Origin of the sequence: Polaromonas sp. UBA4122, assembly GCA_002381615.1 — a bacterium.
Taxonomy (GTDB): Bacteria; Pseudomonadota; Gammaproteobacteria; order Burkholderiales; family Burkholderiaceae_C; genus Polaromonas.
In genome coordinates this window covers 454-6,237 of record DFWY01000077.1, presented here as the reverse complement: position 1 = coordinate 6,237, position 5,784 = coordinate 454, and the positions used below count along the sequence as shown (strand labels likewise).

Genomic DNA, 5,784 nt, shown 5'->3' with positions numbered 1-5,784 from the left:
ATTCATTGAACGCTAAATGGTATTAAATAAGGAGCTGCTTGTGACCGTCAATAAAGGGCTACAGGCCGATTTGGCTATCAATTTTTCTGCTGCAAGCGTTTTGGGGGCCGCCACAGACGATAAATCCGCCCAAGTCTGGCCCGCCACGTTGCCCGATCAGGTGCGCGCCGTGGCCCAAATGCTGGCCAGCGCCGCTAACGCGCTGCTGCAGTCCGCCATCGAAGCCCGCTCCAACGGCCGGGGGGGCCTGGAAAAATAGCCTGCCGCGAGGGCGAGGGCTGGCGCGGGGTGAAAGTGCCAGGCAGACCGAGCGCAAAATTGCACGCAACCGCCAGTATCAGCTTCGGTGCCGGAAATTCCGGCAAGGAACATTCCAATGCGGACGGGGTCGAATCAATCCGGATTTAACAGGAGTAAGTGCGCCATGAAAATCTTTAAAACTGTTTCAAGCATTGCTGTTGCGGTGTTGCTTATGGCGGGTTGTGCCTTCACTATGGTGCAGCCTGGCATGTCGCGTGAGGAAGTCATTGCCCATTACGGCACGCCATCGCGGGTGCTGCCTCTGGGCGCGGGGACGCGGCTGCAGTATCTGACCCAGCCTGCCGGTCAGACGGCCGTAATGGTCGATCTGGATGCTGCGGGAAAGGTGGTTGCCGCCCGGCAGGTTCTTAAGCTCAACGAGTTTTCAAAAATCGAGCTGGGCAAGTGGACGCGCGAGGACATGGAGCGCGAGTTTGGCCGGCCGGCAACGGTTGACCGCGTGGCCTCCTGGCCTGGCGATATCATGACCTACCGCTGGCTTGACAGCGACGAAAGCAAGTACTTCTGGGCTTATCTGGATGGCCGAAATGTGGTTCAGCGCACCGGGCAGGGCATGGAGTTTCCCTTCAGGATGCACGACGACTGACCTTTGCCTTGAGGCCGTCCGGGCCCGTTTTTCGGCGGTAGCGCCGCCCGGGATGGCGCTTGGCCCGTTATCTGTATTACAGGGACACCGTCCGGCCGATTTCCGGCCAGCGGTGATGCAAATACAGCCAGGACACCAGTCCAATGCACATCATGCCCAGCGAAACTGCGGCCAGCGCAGGCGTTGAGTGCATCACCAGCGGCGCCACTACGCCAGCCACAATCCCGTTGGCGGTCGAGCCAATGAAGGCTTGCAGGGAAGACGCCATGCCGCGCCGCTCGGGGTAAAGATCAAGCACCAACAGCGTGATGACAGGCACCATCAGTGCCCAGCCAAACGCAAACACGGCGATCGGGAACAAGGCCCATGACACCTGGGCCTTGAACAGCAGATTGGCGGCCAGGTTGACCAGCGAAGTCGCCAGCATGATGACAAAGCCATGGCGTATCTGCTGCTTGGGCGCAATTCTCCCCGCCAGGCGACCGCTCAACCAGGCGCCGGACATGATGCCGGAAATGGTGAGCATGAAAAACCAGAAAAACTGGGTAGGCTGCAGGCCCAAGTGATTGCCCAGAAATGCCGGTGCCGATAGCACATACAGAAACATGCCGTTGAAAGGCACGCCGCTGGCCAGTGCCAGCAGCAAAAAGCGCGGGCTGGAGCCCAGTTGCCAGTAGCCGCGCAGCAGGTGCCGAACTTCAAAGGGTTGGCGATCTTCGCGTCTCAGGGTTTCTGGTAAAAACCGGTAGTTGGTGCCCCAAAGCACCGCGCCGACAGCCGTCAGAAACCAGAAAATGCTGTGCCAGCCTAGGTGCACAAAAAGCCAGCCGCCCACAATGGGCGCCAGCGCGGGCGCCACGCCGAAATAGATGGTGACCTGGCTCATGACCTGCTGCGCCTGCGCGGGCGGGAACATGTCGCGTATCACCGCACGCGACACCACGATGCCCGCGCCGGTTGACAGGCCCTGCATCGCCCTGAAAAAAACCAGTTGCCCAATGCTCTGCGACAACGCACAGCCGGCCGACGCCAGCGTGAACATGGCAATTCCCCACAACACCACAGGCCGGCGACCAAAGCTGTCGGCCAGCGCGCCGTGAAACAGGTTCATGAAGGCAAAGCCGAACAGGTAGGCCGACAGCGTTTGCTGCATTTCCACGGGCGACGCGCTGAGCGACTGGGCCATGCCGGCAAATGCCGGAATGTAGGTGTCAATCGAAAATGGCCCCAACATGCCGAGCACCGCCAGCAGGGCAGCGAGGGTCCAGCGCGGCGCGCGCCAGAGCTGGTCTGCGTTCGGGTTCATTCGTTTTTGAGCTTTAACGCAGTTTCATACAGCTCGTTGCGCGGCGCGCCGGTGATTTCCGCGGCGACCTTCACCGCGGTTTTCAGGGGCAGTTCGGCCAGCAGCAGTTGCAGCACGCGTGTGCTGTCTTCCGGGCTTTCCTGGGGGGCCGAGGCATGCAGCACCAGCGCAAACTCACCGCGCGTGCGCTGGGGTCCGGCGGCCAGCCAGGCGGAAAAGTCCTGCGCGGGCATGGTCGCAATTTCCTCGAACTGCTTGGTCAGCTCGCGGCCCACGGTGACCAGCCGACCCTGCAGTACCGCCATGGCGCGTGCCAGGGCTTCAATGCGGTGCGGTGCTTCAAGAATCACTATGGCCCGCGTGTCGGCTTGCAGGGCCTGGATGGCGTGGTCGCGCTCACCGGCCTTGTTTGGCAAAAAGCCGGCAAACACAAAACCTGTGCCGCCGTCTGCGCTGCCTTCTGCGCGTGTCACGCCCGCTGCGCTGAGCACGGTGGTGACGCTGCTGGCGCCCGGCAAAGGCATCACCTTCAGCCCGGCAGCCCGAACCGCGGCGACCAGGCGCGCGCCAGGGTCGCTCACGGCGGGCGTGCCGGCATCGCTGACATAGGCCACGCGCTCGCCCCGCTGCAGGCGCTCCACGACCAGCCCGGCCGCTTCCGCTTCATTGTGCTGGTGGACGGCCAGCAGGGGCTTCCCTGCCCCAGTTTCTATGCCATATTGGCGCAACAGGGGTTGCGTGTGGCGGGTGTCTTCGCAGGCGATGGCGTTAACCAGCTGCAGCACATACAGGGCGCGCAGGCTGATGTCGGACAGGTTGCCAATGGGGGTGGCCACGACATAAAGCGTGGCTTCTGGATAATGTTGCATGCCCGCTGCGGCGCGTGCCGCATCCAGTGCCAATTCGAAAGAAGCGTTCAATGTGGTTTTCCAGAAAACAGGTGGCCAAGTCGCCGCCGGATGGCGAGGTAGATGGCGCCCAAGCGTTGTCAAGGCAGATTACCACCAAGTCGCGTGGTGATGCTGCGGAGGCTGCCGCGCTCGCCTACCTGGTCCGGGCCGGCTTGAGACTCATCGAGACCAATTATCGGACGCCGGGGCGCGGCGGTGGCGAGATTGACCTGGTGATGCGTGCGCCCGACGGCACGCTGGTGTTTGTCGAGGTCCGTCAGCGATCGGGCGCCTCGCACGGGGGCGCGGCGGCCAGCATCAGTGCCGTCAAACAGCGGCGCATCATTTTCGCGGCGCGCCACTACCTGATGCGCTTTGCTACGCCGCCGCCTTGCCGCTTTGATGTGCTGCTGGTGCAAGGGTCGCTGGTGAAGGGCGTGCAAAGCGAGGGGCCGGATGCTTGCATCGAATGGCTGCCCGCAGCGTTTGACGCCTCCTGAGGCCTGCGCTTCCCCAACCTCTCCCAGGATGCGAATGCAGCGCTTCGGTGATTCAGGTGAGGGGGCAGATTTTGTAAGCAACCATTGCCCTTTGCCGGGTGCAAGTCCCTTTTGGGGCGGATCTTCATCCTGACCCGGTATCATTGGCCCATGCCTGAACAACGTATTGCACAGCAATTTATCGAAAGTGCCGACCTCAAATACCAAGCGGCGCAGGTTCTGTCCAAACCCATCGCTGCGGCGGTGCAGGCCATTCTGGCCAGCGTCACCAGTGGTGGCAAAGTGCTGGCCTGCGGCAACGGTGGCTCGGCGGCCGATGCCCAACACTTCGCCGCCGAATTTGTAGGCCGCTATGAGCGCGAGCGGCCTGAGCTTGGCGCGATTGCCCTGACCACGGACAGCTCCATCATCACGGCCATCGCCAACGATTACGATTTCAGCGTGATTTTTTCCAAGCAGATTCGTGCGCTGGGCGGCGCTGGCGACGTGTTGCTGGCGATAAGCACCAGCGGCAACTCGGCCAATGTGCTGGCGGCCATCGAAGCCGCCCACGAGCGCGAGATGACCGTGGTGGCACTCACGGGCAAGGGCGGCGGCAAAATGACTCACGCGCTGCGCGAAACCGATGTGCATATTTGTGTGCCGCATGAGCGAACCGCGCGCATCCAGGAGGTGCATCTTCTCGTCCTTCACTGTATTTGTGACGGTGTGGACACCCAGTTACTTGGTGATCAGGAGTCTTCAGTATGAAACATGTTGCGATGAAACGGCTGGCTTTGTCGATAGGCGCGGCGGCTTTGCTGTCCGGCGCGCTCACGGCCTGCGTACCCCTGGTTGTGGGCGGCGCCGTTGCAGGAGGCTCCATGCTCGCCACCGACCGCCGCACGTCCGGTACCCAGCTTGAAGACGAGGGGATCGAGTTGCGGGCCCTCAGCCGCATTCGCAGCAACGTAGGTGAACGGGGCCATGTGAGCCTGACCAGCTACAACCGGCAGGTGTTGTTGACGGGCGAAGTGCCCAATGCACAGGACAAGCAGCTGGTCGAACAGATCGTCTCCCGTGTCGAAAATGTGAACTCCGTTGTCAACGAGTTGGCCGTCATGGGCAACTCCAGCCTGACCCAGCGCTCATCCGACATCCTAGTGACCGGCAACGTCAAGGCCAGGCTGCTGGATGCCCGGGACTTGCAGTCCAATGCCTTCAAGGTCGTCACCGCGCGCGGCATCACCTACCTGATGGGGCTTGTGACGCAGCGCGAGGCAGACCGTGCCACTGCGGTGGTTCGCGCAACGACTGGCGTGCAAAAAGTCGTCCGGATTTTCGAGATCCTCAGCGAGGGCGAGCTGGCGGGCACGCTGCCCATGCCAGCCAAACCGCAACCCGCTGCTGCCAAGCCATCCGGCGGCTGAAGCCTGCTGGCCGACAAGTGGGCCACGGCTCACTTGTGGCGGTGCCGGTTTGACTGGCGCAGGCTACGCGGCTGGCGTGCCTATTTCAGGCGCTTGATCAGGCTGGAGCTATCCCAGCGCTGGCCGCCCATGGCCTGTACATCGGCGTAGAACTGGTCCACCAGGGCCGTGATGGGCAAACGGGCGCCATTGCGCTTGGCTTCGTCCAGCGCCAGCCCCAGGTCCTTGCGCATCCAGTCGACCGCGAAGCCGAAATCAAATTTGTCGGCCACCATGGTTTTTCCGCGGTTGTCGAGCTGCCAGCTTTGTGCTGCGCCCTTGCCGATCACGTCCAGCACCTGGTTCATGTCCAGCCCGGCATTCTGGCCAAACGCCACGGCTTCACTCAGGCCCTGCACCAGTCCTGCAATGCAGATCTGGTTGACCATCTTGGTGAGCTGGCCGGCACCGCTTTCGCCCATCCGCGTGAAGGCCTTTGAAAAAGCCATGCCGGCCGGCTTGACGGCATCGAACGCTGCTGCGTCGCCGCCACACATGACCGTGAGCGCACCGTTCTGGGCGCCCGCCTGACCGCCCGACACCGGCGCATCGATGAAGTGAAGTCCGATGTTTTTTGCGGCGGTGTAGAGCTCACGGGCGACATGGGTCGAAGCCGTGGTGTGGTCTACAAATACGGCGCCGGGCTTCATGCCGGCAAACGCACCGTCCGCGCCCAGCGTGACCGAGCGCAGGTCATCGTCGTTGCCGACGCAGCAAAACACGATCTCGGCAT

Annotated in this window: 8 protein-coding genes; 5 read left to right on the top strand and 3 right to left on the bottom strand. The window is 62.3% G+C overall.

The features are described 5' to 3' along the window. The first annotated feature begins 40 nt into the window (after window positions 1-40). Window positions 41-259, top strand: a complete 219-nt coding sequence (locus B3F77_RS10015; protein ID WP_293604813.1) for a hypothetical protein — start codon at window positions 41-43, stop codon at window positions 257-259. A 165-nt stretch (window positions 260-424) separates the two neighbouring features. Further along, the gene (locus tag B3F77_RS10010) at window positions 425-907 is read left to right on the top strand and encodes a hypothetical protein (RefSeq protein ID WP_293604812.1); all 483 of its coding nucleotides are present in this window, start codon (window positions 425-427) and stop codon (window positions 905-907) included. Window positions 908-983: 76 nt separating this feature from the next. Here the strand turns inward: B3F77_RS10010 and B3F77_RS10005 are convergent, their stop codons facing one another. Next, on the bottom strand, window positions 984-2,213 hold the full coding sequence (locus B3F77_RS10005) for a multidrug effflux MFS transporter (protein ID WP_293604811.1): 1,230 nt from the start codon (window positions 2,211-2,213) through the stop codon (window positions 984-986). Continuing rightward, window positions 2,210-3,082 (bottom strand): 16S rRNA (cytidine(1402)-2'-O)-methyltransferase, encoded by an 873-nt coding sequence (gene rsmI / locus B3F77_RS10000; protein ID WP_293604814.1) that lies wholly within the window; start codon window positions 3,080-3,082, stop codon window positions 2,210-2,212. The genes B3F77_RS10005 and rsmI overlap by 4 nt, the downstream gene beginning before the upstream one ends. A gap of 50 nt (window positions 3,083-3,132) precedes the next feature. Here rsmI and B3F77_RS09995 point away from each other — a divergent pair, with 50 nt between their 5' ends. The 3 genes from B3F77_RS09995 (at window position 3,133) to B3F77_RS09985 (ending at window position 5,012) form a co-directional block, all read left to right on the top strand. Then, window positions 3,133-3,603, top strand: a complete 471-nt coding sequence (locus B3F77_RS09995; RefSeq protein ID WP_293604810.1) for a YraN family protein — start codon at window positions 3,133-3,135, stop codon at window positions 3,601-3,603. Between the two features lie 150 nt (window positions 3,604-3,753). Further along, window positions 3,754-4,353, top strand: coding sequence for a phosphoheptose isomerase (locus B3F77_RS09990; RefSeq protein ID WP_293604809.1), 600 nt, complete (start codon window positions 3,754-3,756; stop codon window positions 4,351-4,353). Beyond that, entirely contained in the window at window positions 4,350-5,012 is a 663-nt protein-coding gene (locus B3F77_RS09985; RefSeq protein ID WP_293604808.1) for a BON domain-containing protein, read from the top strand. Before B3F77_RS09990 ends, B3F77_RS09985 begins: the two co-directional genes overlap by 4 nt. An 80-nt stretch (window positions 5,013-5,092) precedes the next feature. On the opposite strand, the gene B3F77_RS09980 is transcribed toward B3F77_RS09985, so the two are convergent. Then, on the bottom strand, window positions 5,093-5,784 hold a 692-nt coding region (locus tag B3F77_RS09980; protein WP_293604807.1), incomplete at its 5' end, for an NAD(P)-dependent oxidoreductase.

Excerpts from the sequence above, each read along its gene's own strand:
- B3F77_RS10010 (WP_293604812.1), top strand. The coding sequence starts at position 425 with ATGAAAATCTTTAAAACTGTTTCAAGCATTGCTGTTGCGGTGTTGCTT.
- B3F77_RS10005 (WP_293604811.1), bottom strand. The coding sequence starts at position 2,213 with ATGAACCCGAACGCAGACCAGCTCTGGCGCGCGCCGCGCTGGACCCTC.
- rsmI (WP_293604814.1), bottom strand. The coding sequence starts at position 3,082 with ATGCAACATTATCCAGAAGCCACGCTTTATGTCGTGGCCACCCCCATT.
- B3F77_RS09995 (WP_293604810.1), top strand. The coding sequence starts at position 3,133 with ATGTGGTTTTCCAGAAAACAGGTGGCCAAGTCGCCGCCGGATGGCGAG.
- B3F77_RS09990 (WP_293604809.1), top strand. The coding sequence starts at position 3,754 with ATGCCTGAACAACGTATTGCACAGCAATTTATCGAAAGTGCCGACCTC.
- B3F77_RS09985 (WP_293604808.1), top strand. The coding sequence starts at position 4,350 with ATGAAACATGTTGCGATGAAACGGCTGGCTTTGTCGATAGGCGCGGCG.